The 16,548-nt window shown below is 54.6% G+C and carries 15 protein-coding genes, 1 riboswitch and 1 other annotated feature; of the genes, 13 read left to right on the top strand and 2 right to left on the bottom strand.

Features of this window, described 5'->3' with window-relative positions:
- The first annotated feature begins 6 nt into the window (after positions 1 to 6).
- The 5 genes from msrA (at position 7) to pheT (ending at position 5,537) form a co-directional block, all read left to right on the top strand.
- The gene (gene msrA, locus DI44_RS03520; protein WP_013144533.1) at positions 7 to 531 is read left to right on the top strand and encodes a peptide-methionine (S)-S-oxide reductase MsrA; all 525 of its coding nucleotides are present in this window, start codon (positions 7 to 9) and stop codon (positions 529 to 531) included.
- On the top strand, positions 528 to 1,283 hold the full coding sequence (locus tag DI44_RS03525; protein ID WP_021322141.1) for an RNA methyltransferase: 756 nt from the start codon (positions 528 to 530) through the stop codon (positions 1,281 to 1,283). The genes msrA and DI44_RS03525 overlap by 4 nt, the downstream gene beginning before the upstream one ends.
- Positions 1,284 to 1,324: 41 nt before the next feature.
- Positions 1,325 to 1,675, top strand: coding sequence for a hypothetical protein (locus DI44_RS03530; protein ID WP_033025969.1), 351 nt, complete (start codon positions 1,325 to 1,327; stop codon positions 1,673 to 1,675).
- Positions 1,676 to 1,730: 55 nt separating this feature from the next.
- Positions 1,731 to 1,966: a binding site (T-box leader), on the top strand.
- Between the two features lie 100 nt (positions 1,967 to 2,066).
- On the top strand, positions 2,067 to 3,101 hold the full coding sequence (pheS, locus tag DI44_RS03535) for a phenylalanine--tRNA ligase subunit alpha (protein WP_013144536.1): 1,035 nt from the start codon (positions 2,067 to 2,069) through the stop codon (positions 3,099 to 3,101).
- Positions 3,102 to 3,122: 21 nt separating this feature from the next.
- Positions 3,123 to 5,537 carry a phenylalanine--tRNA ligase subunit beta gene (pheT, locus tag DI44_RS03540; RefSeq protein WP_021322144.1) on the top strand — a complete coding sequence of 805 codons (2,415 nt, stop codon included), beginning with the start codon at positions 3,123 to 3,125 and terminating at the stop codon, positions 5,535 to 5,537.
- A 303-nt stretch (positions 5,538 to 5,840) separates the two neighbouring features.
- Here pheT and DI44_RS03545 read toward each other — a convergent pair whose 3' ends face one another.
- Positions 5,841 to 6,764 (bottom strand): helix-turn-helix transcriptional regulator, encoded by a 924-nt coding sequence (locus DI44_RS03545; protein WP_033025968.1) that lies wholly within the window; start codon positions 6,762 to 6,764, stop codon positions 5,841 to 5,843.
- Between the two features lie 136 nt (positions 6,765 to 6,900).
- Between DI44_RS03545 and modA the strand changes: the two genes are divergently transcribed.
- From modA to crcB, 3 genes are all read left to right on the top strand, one after another.
- Entirely contained in the window at positions 6,901 to 7,692 is a 792-nt protein-coding gene (gene modA, locus DI44_RS03550) for a molybdate ABC transporter substrate-binding protein (RefSeq protein ID WP_033025967.1), read from the top strand.
- A 48-nt stretch (positions 7,693 to 7,740) separates the two neighbouring features.
- A riboswitch (Fluoride riboswitch) is annotated at positions 7,741 to 7,803 on the top strand.
- A 45-nt stretch (positions 7,804 to 7,848) separates the two neighbouring features.
- The gene (locus tag DI44_RS03555) at positions 7,849 to 8,238 is read left to right on the top strand and encodes a CrcB family protein (RefSeq protein ID WP_014196497.1); all 390 of its coding nucleotides are present in this window, start codon (positions 7,849 to 7,851) and stop codon (positions 8,236 to 8,238) included.
- On the top strand, positions 8,238 to 8,588 hold the full coding sequence (gene crcB / locus DI44_RS03560) for a fluoride efflux transporter CrcB (protein WP_033025966.1): 351 nt from the start codon (positions 8,238 to 8,240) through the stop codon (positions 8,586 to 8,588). Before DI44_RS03555 ends, crcB begins: the two co-directional genes overlap by 1 nt.
- 311 nt (positions 8,589 to 8,899) lie before the next feature.
- On the opposite strand, the gene DI44_RS03565 is transcribed toward crcB, so the two are convergent.
- A complete protein-coding gene (locus tag DI44_RS03565; RefSeq protein ID WP_033025965.1) occupies positions 8,900 to 10,180 on the bottom strand; it encodes an alkaline phosphatase in 1,281 nt (426 codons plus the stop codon).
- Between the two features lie 277 nt (positions 10,181 to 10,457).
- Between DI44_RS03565 and DI44_RS03570 the strand changes: the two genes are divergently transcribed.
- The 5 genes from DI44_RS03570 to DI44_RS03590 all read left to right on the top strand — a co-directional run bounded on the left by DI44_RS03570 (position 10,458) and on the right by DI44_RS03590 (position 16,415).
- Positions 10,458 to 10,910, top strand: coding sequence for a MarR family transcriptional regulator (locus tag DI44_RS03570; protein WP_011232174.1), 453 nt, complete (start codon positions 10,458 to 10,460; stop codon positions 10,908 to 10,910).
- A complete protein-coding gene (locus DI44_RS03575; RefSeq protein WP_021322148.1) occupies positions 10,907 to 14,071 on the top strand; it encodes an MMPL family transporter in 3,165 nt (1,054 codons plus the stop codon). The genes DI44_RS03570 and DI44_RS03575 overlap by 4 nt, the downstream gene beginning before the upstream one ends.
- Positions 14,072 to 14,430: 359 nt before the next feature.
- A complete protein-coding gene (locus tag DI44_RS03580; RefSeq protein ID WP_021322149.1) occupies positions 14,431 to 14,958 on the top strand; it encodes a matrixin family metalloprotease in 528 nt (175 codons plus the stop codon).
- A 33-nt stretch (positions 14,959 to 14,991) separates the two neighbouring features.
- A complete protein-coding gene (locus DI44_RS03585) occupies positions 14,992 to 15,618 on the top strand; it encodes a hypothetical protein (protein WP_021322151.1) in 627 nt (208 codons plus the stop codon).
- Positions 15,619 to 15,749: 131 nt separating this feature from the next.
- Positions 15,750 to 16,415 (top strand): type 1 glutamine amidotransferase domain-containing protein, encoded by a 666-nt coding sequence (locus DI44_RS03590; RefSeq protein WP_033010793.1) that lies wholly within the window; start codon positions 15,750 to 15,752, stop codon positions 16,413 to 16,415.
- The last annotated feature ends 133 nt before the right edge of the window (positions 16,416 to 16,548 follow it).

Below are 16,548 nucleotides of genomic sequence, written 5' to 3'. Positions count from 1 at the left end.
GACACAATGGAGAAAGCGACATTCGCCGGCGGCTGCTTTTGGTGCATGGTGACGCCGTTTGAGGAGCTCGATGGCATTTACGGCATCGTCTCCGGCTATACAGGGGGACATGTGGAAAATCCGACATACGAGCAAGTGAAAACCGGCACGACCGGCCACTACGAAGCGGTGCAAATCACCTTCGACCCGGACGTCTTTCCGTATGAGCGGCTCTTGGAGCTGTATTGGTGCCAAATCGACCCGACCGATGACGGCGGCCAGTTTCACGACCGCGGGCCGCAATACCGGACGGCGATTTTTTACCATAACGAAAAACAGCGCCAGCTTGCCGAGCAGTCAAAGCGGGCGCTCGAGGAAAGCGGGCGCTTCTCCAAGCCGATCGTGACGAAAATTTTGCCGGCCACCACGTTTTATCCGGCGGAAGAGTACCATCAAAACTATCATAAGAAAAATCCGGAACATTACAAGCAAGATCGAGCCGCCTCGGGGCGTGACGAATTTATCGCCAAACATTGGGGGACGAAGCGGTGAAGCGGATCGAATCGCCGAAAAATGCGCGCGTCAAACAATGGAAAAAGCTGCTGACAAAAAAAGGGCGCGATGAGACCGGATTGTTTTTGCTTGAAGGGTTTCATCTTGTCGAAGAGGCCATAAAAAGCAACGCGCCCCTTGTCGAGCTGATCGTTGATGAGCGGACGGCCGTCCCGCCCGGCTGGAACGTCACAGGTGTCCCGGTTACGATCGTGACCGAAGCGGTGATGAGGGCGATCAGCAGCACGGAGACGCCGCAAGGCATCGCCGCGGTGTGCCGGCAGCTGTCGACCGAGCTTGAAGGCGTGAAGACCGCCTTGCTTATTGACGCCGTGCAAGATCCGGGCAATCTTGGGACGATGATCCGCACCGCCGATGCCGCTGGGATCGATGCCGTCATCCTCGGCGAGGGATGCGCCGACTTGTACAATCCGAAAGTGGTGCGGGCGACGCAAGGGTCGCTGTTTCACCTTCCGGTTGTCAAAGGCGATCTGGCACAATGGATCGCGCGTTTCAAGGAGCAGGGCATTCCGGTGTACGGCACCGCCTTGGAGAACGCCGTCGATTACCGCACCGTTCCACAATCGTCTTCGTTCGCCTTGCTCGTCGGCAATGAAGGAAGCGGCGTCCGACCCGACCTGCTGCGCCTAACGACAGAGAACGTGTACATCCCGATTTACGGCCGCGCCGAGTCGCTGAACGTCGCCGTTGCGGCCGGAATTTTGCTTTATTCCTTGCAGGCGGTGCGGTAAAATTAGAATCGAAAATCAATAGGACAAGGGAGCGGAGACAGATGGATGGCGAACTGCGGGCGTTATTGAACGCTGTGCTCGAGCGTCTTGATGTTCAAGGGGCCTACATCGAACAAATGCGCATGGATATCGTCAAGCTGCAAGGAAGCGTGAAACAACTCGAAGACAAAGTCGATCGCCTTCAAAGTGATGTGGACGCCATGAAAAAAGACATGGACGCCATGAAAAAAGACATGGATGCCATGAAAAAGGACATGTTGGGGGTCAAAAAAGATGTCGCCGCGCTCAAGGAAGGGCAAGTGCGGCAGGAAAAAATTATGGAGCGCCTTGCCATCCGCTCGATTGAACAGGAAGCGGAAATCGATGAGCTGCGCAAAGAAATTTCGGCCTGACCTTGCCTTTGCCCACTCATTTGCGTATAATGAATAGCGACAATTTCCCATACGGACAACAACGATGACGGAGAAAAGTAGCTTGCTGTTCGCCATCCAGGGAGAAAACGCCATAGACTGGGAGCGTTTTTATGGCCGGCGCAAGTGAAGTTCACCTCCTGAGTTGACACCGGGACCATCCCGACGAGGGATGTAAAGGTGTTCCGGCTTTCGGCCGTTATCGCAATGAAGTGAACAGCACGCTTATGCTGTTAACAAGGGTGGTACCGCGAGCAACAACTCGTCCCTTACCGGGGCGGGTTTTTTTTATCATCTTAAACCGAGAAGCCCCCCCGCTTCTACGCGTGAGCGTAAGTGGGAGAGCGTTCAACTGAAATGAGGAGGGATTGATGTGAAAGAACGGCTGTACGAGCTGAAACGCCAGGCGCTCGAACAAATCGGCCAAGCCCGCGACTTAAGAATGCTAAACGACGTGCGCGTCGCCTATTTAGGCAAAAAAGGGCCGATCACCGAAGTGCTGCGCGGCATGGGGGCATTGCCGCCGGAAGAGCGCCCGAAAATCGGCGCGCTTGCCAATGAAGTAAGAGAGGCAATCCAACAGGCGCTGGAAGCGAAACAAGCGAAACTGGAACAGGAGGAAGTGGAGCGGAAGCTGGCTGCCGAGGCGATTGATGTGACGCTGCCGGGCCGGCCTGTGAGTCTTGGCAACCCGCATCCGCTGACGCGTGTCATTGAAGAAATTGAAGACTTGTTTATCGGCATGGGCTATACGGTCGCCGAAGGGCCGGAAGTGGAGACCGACTATTACAACTTTGAGGCGCTCAACTTGCCGAAAGGCCATCCGGCCCGCGATATGCAAGATTCGTTTTACATCACGGAAGAGATTTTGCTTCGCACCCATACGTCGCCGATGCAGGCGCGGACGATGGAAAAGCACCGCGGGCGCGGCCCAGTGAAAATCATTTGCCCGGGCAAAGTGTATCGCCGCGACACCGATGATGCGACGCATTCGCACCAGTTTACGCAAATTGAAGGATTGGTTGTTGACCGGAACATCCGGATGAGCGATTTGAAAGGGACGCTGCGCGAATTTGCCCGCAAGCTGTTCGGGGAAGGGCGCGACATCCGCTTCCGGCCGAGCTTTTTCCCGTTCACGGAACCATCGGTCGAAGTTGATGTGTCCTGCTTCCGCTGCGAAGGGCGGGGCTGCGGCGTCTGCAAAGGCACCGGTTGGATCGAAATTTTAGGAGCCGGCATGGTGCATCCGAACGTGCTTGAGATGGCCGGTTTTGATTCGAAAACGTACACCGGCTTTGCGTTCGGCATGGGGCCGGAGCGGATCGCGATGCTGAAGTATGGCATTGATGACATCCGCCATTTCTATCAAAACGATCTACGTTTCTTGCGGCAATTTTTGCGTGTGTAACAGAAAAAGGAGGAGTTGGGAATGCTCGTTTCTTACCGTTGGCTAGGGGAATACGTCGATTTGACGGGCATCACCGCCAAAGAGCTCGCGGAGCGGATTACGAAAAGCGGCATTGAAGTCGAGCGGGTCGAAGCGCTTGACCGGGGAATGAAAGGAGTCGTCATCGGTCATGTGCTCGAGTGCGAGCCGCACCCGAACGCGGATAAACTGCGGAAATGCCTTGTCGACTTGGGAGAGGACGAACCCGTGCAAATCATTTGCGGCGCCCCGAACGTCGCCAAAGGGCAAAAAGTCGCCGTCGCCAAAGTCGGGGCGGTGCTGCCGGGCAATTTCAAAATCAAACGGGCGAAGCTGCGCGGGGAAGAATCGAACGGTATGATTTGTTCGCTCCAAGAGCTTGGCGTCGAAACGAAAGTCGTGCCGAAAGAATACGCGGACGGCATTTTCGTCTTTCCAAGCGACGCGCCGATCGGCGCCGATGCCATCGAGTGGCTCGGCTTGCATGACGAAGTGCTTGAACTGTCCTTGACGCCCAACCGCGCCGATTGTTTAAGCATGATCGGCGTCGCCTATGAAGTCGCCGCCATTCTCGGCCGCGATGTAAAACTGCCGGAAGCGGCGGTCAAGGAAAACAGCGAACATGTCCATGAATACATTTCCGTGCGCGTTGAGGCGCCGGAAGACAATCCGCTGTACGCCGGGCGGATTGTGAAAAACGTCCGGATCGGCCCGTCGCCTCTTTGGATGCAAGCGCGTTTGATGGCGGCCGGCATTCGCCCGCACAACAACGTCGTCGACATTACGAACTACATTTTGCTTGAGTACGGCCAGCCGCTTCATGCGTTTGACTACGACCGCCTCGGTTCGAAGGAGATTGTCGTCCGCCGTGCAAAAGCGGGCGAAACGATCATCACCCTTGATGATGTCGAGCGGAAGCTGACGGAAGAACATCTCGTCATCACCAACGGCCGCGAGCCGGTCGCCTTAGCCGGCGTGATGGGCGGGGCGAATTCGGAAGTGCGCGACGACACGACGACCGTGTTCATTGAAGCGGCGTACTTTACAAGCCCGGTCATCCGCCAAGCGGTGAAAGACCACGGGCTGCGCAGCGAGGCGAGCACCCGATTTGAAAAAGGGATCGATCCAGCGCGGACGAAAGAAGCGCTCGAGCGCGCCGCGGCGTTGATGTCGGAATACGCCGGCGGCGAGGTCGTCGGCGGCATCGTCGAAGCGAGCGTGTGGCGCCAAGACTCAGTGGTGGTGACGGTCACGCTCGAACGCATCAACGGCGTCCTCGGCACGGCAATGTCGAAAGAGGAAGTGGCCGCGATTCTTTCGAACTTGCAATTTCCGTTTACGGAAGACAACGGAACGTTCACGATCCACGTCCCGTCGCGTCGGCGCGACATTGCAATTGAAGAAGATATCATTGAAGAAGTCGCCCGTTTGTACGGCTACGACCGCCTGCCGGCGACGCTGCCGGTGGCCGAGGCGAAACCGGGCGGACTCACGCCGTACCAGGCGAAGCGCCGCCGCGTCCGCCGCTATTTGGAAGGAGCCGGCTTGTTCCAAGCGATCACGTATTCGTTGACGAGCCCGGACAAAGCGACGCGCTTTGCGCTTGAGACGGCCGAACCGATCCGCTTGGCGCTGCCGATGAGCGAAGAGCGGAGCGTTCTTCGACAAAGCTTGATTCCGCATCTGCTCGAAGCGGCGAGCTACAACCGCGCCCGCCAAGTCGAGAACGTCGCCTTGTACGAAATCGGCTCTGTCTACTTGTCCAAAGGAGAACACGTCCAACCGGCGGAAAACGAGCGGCTTGCCGGCGTTCTCACCGGCTTATGGCACGCCCATTTGTGGCAAGGCGAGAAAAAAGCGGCTGATTTTTACGTCGCCAAAGGCGTTCTTGACGGGTTGTTCGACTTGCTTGGGCTGTCCAAGCGCATCGCGTACCGCCCGGCGAAACGCGCCGATTTGCATCCCGGACGGACGGCGGACATTGTGCTTGACGGCCGGGTCATCGGCTTTGTCGGCCAGCTCCATCCGGCCGTGCAAAAAGAGTACGATTTAAAAGAAACGTACGTCTTCGAGCTCGCCTTGGCCGAGCTGTTGAACGCCGAAAGTGAAGCGATCCGCTACGAGCCGATTCCGCGATTCCCGTCCGTCGTGCGCGACATTGCCTTGGTCGTCGACGAAAACGTCGAAGCTGGCGCCCTCAAGCAAGCGATCGAAGAAGCCGGGAAACCGCTTGTCAAAGACGTCTCCCTCTTTGACGTCTACAAAGGCGACCGCCTGCCGGACGGGAAAAAATCGCTCGCCTTCTCGCTCCGCTACTACGATCCGGAGCGGACGCTCACGGATGAAGAAGTCGCCGCCGTCCACGAGCGGGTGCTCGCCGCGGTCGAGAAACAATTTGGCGCGGTGCTGCGCGGGTAAAACGAAAAGCTGTTCCAAAAAGCGACTCGCTTTTGGAACAGCTTTTTTTGGATGGATGGCATAGAATCGGAGCAAGGAAATAGGATTTGGAAGGTTCCGCTGAATCATCGCCTGATGTCCAAAACATGCATATAGATGCCATTTGAAGCTTTAAGATTCGTCGCTTTTCCTAAGCATTGGATCGACTGCCAAGACGTGATGGAGGCAAGCCTTGGCAGTCGAAAAAATGGACAAGCGGCTTTTCCATTAAGGAGATGGTAAACGTTTTCGTTGCGTCGATACAGATGCGGTTGTGCTGCCCTGTCAGCCGCGTTCGGCGATGATTTGCCCGGTTTGCGACACATCGTATCCGCCAAGCGCTTCGAGTTCGGTGCGGAACGAATCGGAGCGAAGCACGTTCAAGACGGCGGCGATGAGCGGTTCGTTCTCCCGCGTCCGCAGCATGACGACATCATACTGCTCTTTCATCAGCGGAATGAACTCGACGCCGGCCATTCGCGCCACTTTTTCCGTGCCGATGCCGACATCAGCGAGACCCGCCGCCACCGCGGAGGCGACGCTCAAATGGCTTGTCTCCTCACGCTCATAGCCGCGAATAGCGGACGGTGACAGCCCATGCAGGCGCAGCTGTTCATCCAAGAGCACACGCACCCCCGCTCCTTTTTCCCGGTTGACGATCACGACGTCGCTCCTTCCCAAGTCGCTCCACGTTTGGATGCCGCGCGGATTGCCTTTTTGCACGTAAAACCCGATCGGCCTGCGCATCAAGTTCACCATGATGTACGTATGGCCTGTCAACAGCTTTTCAACATAGGGACGGTTGTACTCACCCGTTTGCCCGTCAAACAAATGCACGCTGACGATGTCACATTGCCCTTTGTATAGAGCGATCAATCCGTTGAGGCTGCTCGTATAGGTGCGAAGCGATTGATAAGGGCCGCCTTTCTCGAGATGGGCGCCAAGCAAATCGAGCGCCATATCTTGACCGCTGATGATGATGGGGCGAAAAGCGGTTTCGGTCGGCCGTGAAACGGCGGGGGAAACGGTGCTTGCCTCCCCTTTTTGCCCGGCGATGTACCGCTTGAGATCATCCGCGGTGATCCGCATTTGCCGCCCAACGCGAAAGGCGGGCAGCTTCCCTTTTTTCACTAAATCATACACCGTTAGTTTTGACACCTTTAATAAGGAAGCGATTTCTTCAATCGTGTATGACTGCGGCTCCGGCATCATGCAATCCTCCTTTCTTCCATTGTAGCGCAAAGAAAGGGAGGTGAAAAAATTTTTTCTTTCATAACTATTTATCATTATTTATAATTAGATATCATTACATATAAAAATCTAAATGGAGATAAGGGGGATGTAGATGCGAAAAATGGCATGGCTTGTCGCGGTGGTCTTGTTGTTCGGCTTGTATGGCTGCGACAGCGGTTCGAAAGAGGGGGCTGGGCAAACGAAATCGGCGGACAAAGTGGAGCTCACTATCTCCGCCGCGGCCAGTCTGCAAGAAGCGCTGGAAGAAGCGAAAACGGCGTTTGAACGAAAGCACCCGAACATCCGCATCCAATATAATTTTGGCGCGTCGGGCGCCTTGCAAAAACAAATTTCCGAAGGGGCGCCGGTCGATCTCTTTTTCTCCGCGGCTGCCGAGCCATTTGAGGAACTGAAAAAGGAAGGGCTGATCGATTCCAAACACGAAAAAACCGTGCTCGCCAACGAGCTGGTGCTCATCGTTCCGAAACAAGGAGAAGAGGCGATTCAGTCGCTCGATGACATCACCCGCGCCAAACGAGTGGCGATCGGCATCCCCGAGTCGGTGCCGGCCGGCATGTACGCCAAACAAACGTTGGAGAAGGCGGGGCTGTGGGAGCAGGTGAAAGCGAAGCTTGTTTACGCGAAAGACGTTCGTCAAGTGCTGACGTACGTGGAAACCGGAAACGTCGACGCCGGGTTTGTGTACCGGACGGACGCGCTCGTGTCGGACAAAGTCAAGATCGCCGCCTCCGTGCCAAGCGGCATGCACGACCCGATCGTCTATCCGCTTGGTGTTGTCAAGACGAGCAAACATCTCAAGGAGGCGCGGGAGTTGTATGATTATTTGACGAGCGAACAAGCGCTCCAAATATTCGAACAACACGGGTTCCGACCAAGCCGTTGAATCTGCTTCCCATTGGGAGGGGATATATGGTAAAATAAAGGCGATGCCAATCGAATAGGCGATGGAGTTCGCCATAACCGCCGGCTTCCGGCTGATGACTCCTGCTGCAAATTGAAGCGGCAGGAGTCTGTTCATTTTTGGAAGGAGGGGTCCTTATTGGTCTATCTCGCTGTCGGCATCGCCGGCATGATCGGCACGCTTGTCCGCTATGGCCTCGGTTTGGTTGTTCCGGCCGCCGCCGTCGGCGGCTTTCCGCTCGGGACGCTTTTCATCAACTGGACAGGCTCGTTTTTGCTCAGCTGGTTCACCGTGATGTTCACCCGCCGCCCCGCGTGGCCGCCATGGCTGAAAACAGCCGTAACGACCGGGTTCGTCGGTTCGTATACGACGTTTTCGACGCTTAGCGTTGAATGTGTGGAATTGATGGAACAAGGGCGCTTTGGCATGGCGGCCGTTTATATCGCTGCCAGCCTGTTTGGCGGGTTGCTCGCCTCATGGGCTGGATATGCCGCCGCTCAACCGGAACGGAAGGAAGGGATAGGATAATGTACGCACCGCTGTTTGTGGCGATCGGCGGTTTTTTCGGCGCCATGGCCCGCTATCTCGTCAGCCGCTGGGCGGCTCGGCGTTCGCCGCGTTTTCCGCTCGGGACGCTCATTGTCAACTTGCTTGGGTCCTTCTTGCTCGGCTGGCTCGCCGGAAGCGGCGCCGCCGATGCCGCAAAACTGCTTGTTGGCACGGGCTTTATGGGCGCGTTCACCACGTTTTCGACCTTAAAATGGGAAAGCGTGCAAATGATGCAGCAACGCCAATGGGTGAAGGTTGTCGTTTATTTGGCGGCTACGTATTTGTGTGGCGTGTGGCTCGCGTGGCTTGGCTATCACGTGGGGCGGTGACCGCAGCGCCGAAAAACAAGCATTGTTTCTTAATTAGTTGATTGTGAAAAAGAACGTTCTTGGCTTGCTTTTAGAGGGCTGGTGATTGAATGAAAAATGTGAATCAACAACAGTGTTTTTCAATTTGATAAGCCTTGTAAAATCTGTTTTTCTCTTTGATCAAAAATGACCGATTTGCAGGAATGATTGTTTTTTCATCGCCCTTCTAGGCAATCAGTATGGATGAATGGATAGAAAAATCTTCCCCGCAAACGATTCGTTCGCGGGGAAACGGAGATCGATGAAGGACAACGTTCGAAACACGGATGGCGTTATCTTCTGCTTTTTCCAAACAATAATTGTTCGAGAATGTCATGAATGCGCGTATTTTCATAAATGCCGGTGAATCGCTCCGCTCCCGGGCCCATGGCAGTCAGCGGCACATCGGCGGCGGTGTGGCCTGTTGTCGTCCAGTCGAGGGCGAACGTTTGCGTAGAGCGGGCAATTGGAAACGGACCGTCTTCGCCGGAGATCGTTTTGCCGTCTCCCGACTCATCCGTGCCGCCCGGCGTTTCGATCGTCAAGCCGCCGCATTCATGGTCAGCGAGCACGAGGACGAGCGTATCCCGATGGCGCTTGGCGTACTGTTTCGCTACGGCGACCGCTTCGTCAAGCTGCTGGCCCGCTTTGATCATGAGCGATCCGTTGTTTTCATGGCTCATTTCATCAATGGCTTCTTCTTCGACAACGAGGAAAAAGCCCTTTTTATTTTGCGACAGCACGTCAAGCGCTTTTTTTGTCATATCGGGCAGCGGCACAACGGGATTGTACACATCTCCTTCTCCTTCGGGGCGCTGCTGGAACATTTCTTCGTTGGCAAACAGTCCAAGCAGCTTGCGGCCGGACGCTTGTTTCAGCTCATCGGCGGTGCGGACGTACGTGTAGCCGAGCTGCTTGGCGCGTTCAACCAAGTTTCCTTGCGTGCCTTTGCTTGCTTCTTCCGGATCTTCGGCTGGATGGTCGGGGTAATAGCCAGGATTTCCAGCAGGATACCAGTAATCTTCCCCGCCGCCCAAAATGACATCCACTTTCGTTTGTTCGATGTATTGCTTGGCGATGTCGCTTTGGGCAGAGCGATTGGCGGTGTGGGCGGCAAACGCAGCCGGCGTGGCGTCCGTCACTTGGGCGGTCGTGACAAGCCCTGTTGCCTTGCCGGCTTTTTTTGCTTGTTCCAAAATCGTTTCCACTGGTTTTCCTTGCAGATCAACAGAGATGGCGCCGTTGTACGTTTTCACGCCTGAGGCGATCGCGGTCGCCGCCGCAGCGGAGTCGGTGATGAATGACTTCGAGTCGGCGGAGTTCGTATGGACAAGCCCGCTGTATGGCATATCGTCCATCTCCAATTCTCCAGCGATCCCTTTTGTGGCAAGGCGAATGGTGTTGCGATGCGCTGTGCCCATGCCGTCGCCGACAAAAAGGACGACATTTTTCACCTCAGACGGCTTCGATTGTTTCGCTGGGGCGGCCCATGCATCTTGTTCGGCTTGATGCAGCGCCAGTCCGGCGCTCAGCCCGGCGATGAGCAAAGCCGTGCGGCGTTTCGATTGGAACATCGTTCTCCTCTCCCTTTTCAGATGATTTTGTCATCTTTATCGTACAAGCTGGATGTTAAGTGTTCGTGAATGCCATGTAATCGTTTTGAAAACATTTCCTTATTATTCGAATGGGGCGACAGAATGGGTTCTCTTTTGCCAACATTCCTCGTTGACTTTTTCTTTTTTCCTTGGTATCGTTACTAATAGTTCAACAGTTGAACTAAATGGACAAATGCCGCCGTGCAAGAGAGCATCTGGTTGATTGTGCAATCATGAAACAAACGGAGGTGAATCAATGCCGGGACGAAACATCGATGAGTGGATTGACCGCTATTTGTCCGTGTCGTTTCTCGTGATGAAACGCGGAGCGGCGCTTGTCAAAGGCAGTCTTTGCGAAGAGATGACGCACGATCAATATTATTTGCTTCGCTACATCCGCAGGCGGGGGGCGTGCACGTCAACGGAGCTCGCTGCGATGTTTGGCGTGAACAAAAGCGCGGTGACGGCGATGACAAATCGCCTCGTCGACAAAGGCTGGCTGCGCCGCGACCGTGACGAGAACGACCGGCGCGTCATCGTCTTATCGCTGACGGAGCAGGGGGAAGCATGGGTAGAGGAAATGGACCGCAGCGTCTATCGGCTCGTCGAAGAAGTGATCGCCCGCTTTCCAGAGGAGGAGATCGAAACGTTCATCCGTACGTATGAACGGTTGGCCCGCGTGCTGCAGGAGGTGGAAGAAGCGAAATGAGGGCGATGATCAAAGGAAGATGGTTTGTGCTTGCGGCGTGGATCATCATGGCGGCGGTGCTTGTGATGACCGCGCCGAACATGGGCGAGCTTGTCAGGGAAAAAGGGCAGCTGAGCGTGCCGGACGGCTACTCGTCGTCATTGGCGGCAAAATTGATCAAAGAGGCAAACGGCCAGGAAAACAAACAAAATGAACGATCCGCGGTGCTTGTCTTTTACCAAAAAGGCGGGCTGACGGCGGACGATAAAAAAGAGATTGAACGGGCGGTAAACGCGCTCGAAAAGAAAAAAGAGGAACTTCATGTCACGAACATCGTCTCGCCGTTTGCCAACCGGGAGCTGGAAAAAGAACTCATCTCCAAAGATGGAACGACGATGCTCATTTCCGTCAGCATCGACCCGGCCGGGCGGACGGCGAAGCAATTGACCGACGCCCTGTATAAAGCGGTCGATGGCGTCAAGGTCGAGCATTATTTCACCGGCGGCTGGATGATCGATGAAGATGTCGTGACGAGCTCGCAGGAAGGCGTGAAGAAAACGGAAGGGATCACGGTCGTCTTTATTTTAATTGTGTTGCTCGCCGTGTTCCGCTCGCCGGTGGCGCCGCTCATTCCGCTGCTCGCGGTCGGGGCGACGTATGTCGTCTCGCAGTCGGTCGTTGCGTTTTTAGTAGATAAAGTGAATTTCCCGCTGTCGACGTTCACGCAAACGTTTTTAGTCGCGGTGTTGTTTGGCATTGGGACCGACTATTGCATTTTGTTGCTGAGCCGGTTTAAAGAAGAACTGGCGAAACGCGGCGATCGGGTGGAAGCGATCGTCGCCACGTACCGGACGGCTGGGAAAACGGTGGCCGCAAGCGGCATTGCCGTCATGATCGGCTTTGCGGCGATCGGTTTGTCGACGTTTAAGCTGTACCAATCGGCGGCGGCCGTCGCCGTTGGGGTAGCGGTGCTGCTTTTGGCGCTCGTGACGCTTGTGCCGTTTTTCATGGCCGTGCTTGGCGAGAAGCTGTTTTGGCCGGTGCGGGGGAAGCTCGAGCATGGGCAAAGCCGGCTTTGGCTCGCGGCTGGCCGATTTGCGTTCGCCCGTCCGCTTTTGGCGCTGGCGATTGTTGGGATTGTGACGGTGCCGGTGCTCGCGACATACAACGGCAAGCTGTCGTTTGACTCCATGGAGGAGATCGGCGATCATTATCGTTCGGTCAAAGCGTTTGACATCATTGCCGATCATTTCAATCCGGGAGATGCCATGCCGACGCAGGTGGTGGTAAAAAGCAAAGAGCCACTTGATTCGGAAGAAGGGCTGGCGTTGATAGAGAAAATGAGCCGCGAGATCGAAAAAGTTGATGGCGTGGCAAGCGTCCGCTCGGCGACGCGTCCGACCGGAGAGCCGATTCAGGAGCTGTATGTCACCGAACAAGCGAAACAGCTCAAAGACGGCCTCGGCGCCGGCAAAGAGGGCATTGAGAAAATCGGCGCCGGACTTGAGACGGCAAGCGAAAAATTGTCCTCGTCCGCGCCGCAGCTCAAGCAGGCGTCATCCGGCATCGGCCAGCTCGTCTCTGGAACGGAGCGGCTTGAAGACGGTCTGCGCCAGCTGCAAACCGGTCTCAGTCAAATTGAACAAGGCGTGCGCCGGGGAGCGATGGGCGCCGGTGAGCTGAAAAACGGCTTAGTGACGCTTCGCGACAACGCGAAAAAGCTGCAGGAAGGCGCCACGCAGCTGCTTGACGGCTACAAGCAGACAGAACAAGGGCTGTCGGCGCTAAGCGGCCAGTACCGGCAAATCGAAGCGGGATTAAAAGCTGTCGCCGCTCAGCTCGCCGCCGTGCAAACGATGCTTGCGCAAGTCGAGCAGTCGCATCCGGAACTCACGCAAGACGCGCAATACCAACAAGCGAAAATGACGGTCGCCGCCTTGTCCGAAAAGACGAACCAAATGGCGGACGGCCTCACGCAATTGAACGGGGCGCTTGAGCAGGCGCGCGCCGGTTTGGCGAAAGCCAACGAATCGTTCGCCCAACTCGCGGCTGGTCAAGCGGCGGTCAACGGCGGCTTGGACCGGATCATCGCCGGGCTTTCGGAGCTCGAAGCCGGGTTGACGAAAGCGGCCGACGGCCAGAAACAGGCGGTCGACCAATTGCCGCAATTCTCCCGAGGGCTTGAGCAAGTGAACGGCGGCCAGCGCCAATTGCTTGAGCATTTCTCCGCCCTTGGCGGCCAGCTCGACCAGCTTGTAAACGGCTTGGACCAAAGCGCGTCCGGCCTTCAAAAAGTGGCGGACGGCCTCGGAACGGCGGAAACGTATTTAGCCGATTTGTCATCGGCCCCGGAGAAAGAAATGGCCGGCTGGCACATGCCGAAAGAGGCGCGCGAAAGCAAAGACTTTGCGCAGGCGAAAGACGCGTATATGTCGAAAGACCGCCACATCGTGACGTTCGACGTCGTTTTAAAAGAAAATCCGTATTCAACATCGGCGCTCGGCCGCATCGATGACATTCGCGCCGCGGCCGAACGGGCAGTGAAAGGAACGAAGTGGGAAGACGCGACGATCGCTGTCGGCGGCGTCACCAGCACGTACGCCGATTTGCAGGCGATTTCGAACGCCGACTATCGGCATACCGCGGTGCTTATGCTCATTGGCATCGCCATCGTGTTGGCGGTGCTGCTCCGTTCGCTGATCATGCCGCTTTATTTGATCTTGTCGCTCGTGTTGACATATTACACATCGATGGCCGTCACCGAACTCATTTTCGTCAACGGCCTCGGCTATGCCGGCTTGAACTGGGCGGTGTCGTTCTTCGCCTTTGTGTTGCTGTTGGCGCTTGGCATCGACTACAGCATCTTCCTCATGGATCGGTTCAACGAATACCGCGGCCGGCCGGTGAAGGAAGCGATGCTGTCGGCGATGGGCCATATGGGGACGGTCATCATCTCGGCCGCCGTCATTTTAGGCGGAACGTTCGCCGCGATGTATCCGTCCGGCGTCTTGTCGCTCTTGCAAATCGCGACGATTGTGCTGACGGGGCTTCTCCTTTACGCCCTCGTCGTTCTGCCGCTGTTTGTGCCGGTCATGGTCCGCACGTTCGGCCGCGCGAACTGGTGGCCGTTTCGGCAGCCGGCAAGCGAGACAGCTGGACTGGAACAACAAAAAATCAGTTAAGAAGGCGAGTCAACAAGGGTGTCCTAAGAGACCGGGACACCCTTTCTTGTTCCTGTATGAAGCAGCAAAATGGTCGATAAAAATCAATATGTTGTGTTTGGTTTAAGGGGCATTACCCTCTTGGGTCAGCTCCTTTTTCCTTAGTCCTTTACGCACGCATAAAAAGAAAGCAAGGCGCTCTGTTTGATTCAACAGAAACGTATATTCCACGTGCTCTGTATAGTTGTTTTCCTTGATTCTTTCCCCGTGAATGTGGATCGTATGGCGCATGGAGAAAAGAGTTTTTGTTTGAATATATTGAATGTTATTTATTTTTTTGTTAACATGGTTACAAAATATTGAATGTTGGAGTGATGAAAATGAAGTTGAGGAAAATCGCCGTCCCATTCTCGGTAACGTTAGCTATTTTGATAGCTCCCTTAATGGTGCGCGCCTATGTTTTAGAACCTTACTATTGGAAGGATGGAGTAAGCGGCCTCACGTATAAATGGGGAAGCAATCTTCAAACGTCCGGCACGGTGATTCGGACGGCTTTTGAAAATGCCCTCTCCGATTGGAATGGAACGCCAACCCCTGTTTGGTTTTCCTACAGCAGCCGTTCTTCCAACACGCTCAACTCCTACTATGTTTCCGATTCTTCCGAATATGGTGTTTGCAACATCACGTATTCAGGCAGTGAGATACTCCATTTTACAGCTATGGTTAACGCAGGGAATATTAATATCGGAAAAAGCAACGTGGCTCGAAGTGCAGCCGGGCATGAATTAGGGCACGGAATTGGATTGGATCATTCGACAGCGATAGCGATCATGAATTCGAATCGTGATCGGACGCGCATCTATACTCCACAGCAGGATGACATTAATGGCGTAAATGCAAGATATTAATGGGTTCATCTATCCAAGGGGAGGAAAAAGAGGATGAAAAAAATGGTGCTGTTCGCCGTGACGATTGGTGTTATATTTGTGGGCGGAGCCGTCTATTTCATAAAGGATGAAGGGAATATCCATAAACAAATAGGGACTGCCAAAGTAACTCGGCATATCCATACCATCAGTCATTCTGATCGTCCAAAATATACAAATATAAAGGATTTGAGCAAGGCGTCTGACTGCATCTTTATTGGAATCGTCGAAGGAGTGGCTGGTACGCGAAATCTTGCGCGTAATCCGAACGATCCAGCACAAGAAGATCCGAATATTTATATCGAAGGAGTCGACTATGATGTAAAAGTGATTGAAGTTTTAAAAGGACACGCAAATGCTCATGTTCTTGTCACTGAGCAAAAGCAAATGCGGTTAGACAAAGATGGGCCCATGGTTCAAGATGAGCATTACATCGGTTTGGCATCCGGACAAACCTATATCTTTTTTGTCAAAAAATCGAATTTGACCGGCCGTTATTACAGTGTTGGAGATCCGTTTTTCTTTGTCCTTGAGAACAACCAAGTGGTGCTAAAGACGAAAGAAAAGGATTTGCTGGAGATTTATAAACCTGAAGAAGTAAAGGCGTTCAAAGCGAGAGTGAAAGCAGCAGTGGAGGAATGATGTTTTCGTTTCCTCCACTTATTTTTATCAAGAGCGATTCGATTTCACAAGCATATTTTTTCCGCTTTTGCCCAATGTAAAGTATGATGAATGGTAGAGAACATGCTAAAACCTAAAGGAGGAATGCGGGCATGACGAAACGAGTGCTCATGGTGGTGACGAACCATACGACGATCACCGACGACCATAAAACCGGGCTTTGGCTTGAGGAGTTTGCCGTACCGTATTTGGTATTTAAAGAAAAAGGGTATGACGTGAAAGTGGCGAGCATTCAAGGCGGCGAGGTGCCGCTTGACCCGCGCAGCATCAATGAAAAAGACCCGTCTTGGGCGGAGGCGGAAGCAGTGCTGAAGAACACAACACGTTTAAGCAAGGACGATGCACACGGGTTTGACGCCATTTTCCTTCCCGGTGGACACGGGACGATGTTCGATTTTCCCGACAATGAAACGCTGCAATACGTCTTGCAGCAGTTTGCCGAAGACGGGCGCATCATCGCCGCTGTCTGCCACGGTCCGTCAGGGCTGGTGAACGCCACATACAAAGACGGCACGCCGATTGTGAAAGGAAAAACGGTCACGTCATTTACGGATGAAGAAGAGCGTGAAGTCGGGCTTGATGTGCATATGCCGTTTTTGCTCGAGTCGACGCTGCGCCTGCGCGGTGCAAATTTCGTCCACGGCGAGAAATGGACCGATTTCTCGGTGCGCGACGGTAACTTGATCACCGGGCAAAATCCGCAATCAAGCCGAAGCACGGCGGAAAAAGTCGTCGCCGCGCTGGAAGAGCAGGCGTGAGCGATAAAGGCTGAATGTGCGGCAAAGGGGTGTCCCAAGAGAACGGGGCACCCTTTCTTCATCAGGCATTCGTGAAAAAACAGAACGTGTACGTATCCATGACCGATATGAAGCCGTATCGTGGGCGTTCTAT

Source organism: Geobacillus sp. CAMR5420 (genome assembly GCF_000691465.1).
Classification (GTDB): Bacteria; Bacillota; Bacilli; order Bacillales; family Anoxybacillaceae; genus Geobacillus; species Geobacillus thermoleovorans.
Note: the sequence above shows the minus strand (reverse complement) of the source record. Positions and strands in the feature narration are given on the sequence as shown.